Origin of the sequence: Frankia sp. AiPs1, assembly GCF_023716945.1 — a bacterium.
Taxonomy (GTDB): domain Bacteria; phylum Actinomycetota; class Actinomycetes; order Frankiales; family Frankiaceae; genus Frankia.
Genome location: NZ_JAMQQF010001175.1, coordinates 1 through 557, shown reverse-complemented (window position 1 = coordinate 557; position 557 = coordinate 1). Strand labels below are relative to the sequence as shown.

Genomic DNA, 557 nt, shown 5'->3' with positions numbered 1-557 from the left:
CTCGGCGACCCCGTCCTCGCCGGGCCCGCCGCCTTCGTCGTCGACGCGCTGACCGGCCGCGTGCTGCTGGACAACCGCGCGCGCACGCCGGCAGTGCCGGCGTCGACGCTCAAGACCGCGGTGGCCACCGCGGCGCTCGTCACGTTCCCGGACACCCGGTTGCGCACGTCGGTGTTCTACAGCCCACCGCACGGCAGCCCACCACAGGGCAGCCCACCACAGCGCGGTGCCGGCCACCCGCCCGGCGGCACGCTGTGGCTCGTGGGGGGCGGGGATCCGACGCTGACCGCGTCGTCCGGGACCGGCGGCTACCCGGCCTTCGCCCGGCTCGCCGATCTCGTCACCCAGGTCCGGGCGGCCGGCATCACCTCGGTGGCCCGGGTGGTCGGCGACGGCTCGATGTTCGTCGGCCCCGACCGGGCGCCGGGATGGCGCGACAACTACGTGACCGATGGCGACGTAACGCCGGTCTCCGCGCTGGAACTCGACGCGGGTCGCCCGACCCCGGGCGCCGCGGGCCCGCGGACCCCCACCCCCGCGGTGGCGGCGACGGCGGC

At 77.6% G+C, this 557-nt stretch carries 1 protein-coding gene; it reads left to right on the top strand.

The genetic code is table 11. The annotated features are described in order from the left end of the window. Positions 1 to 557: D-alanyl-D-alanine carboxypeptidase (locus ND748_RS33515; RefSeq protein WP_251750216.1), on the top strand; the 557-nt coding region annotated here is incomplete at both ends.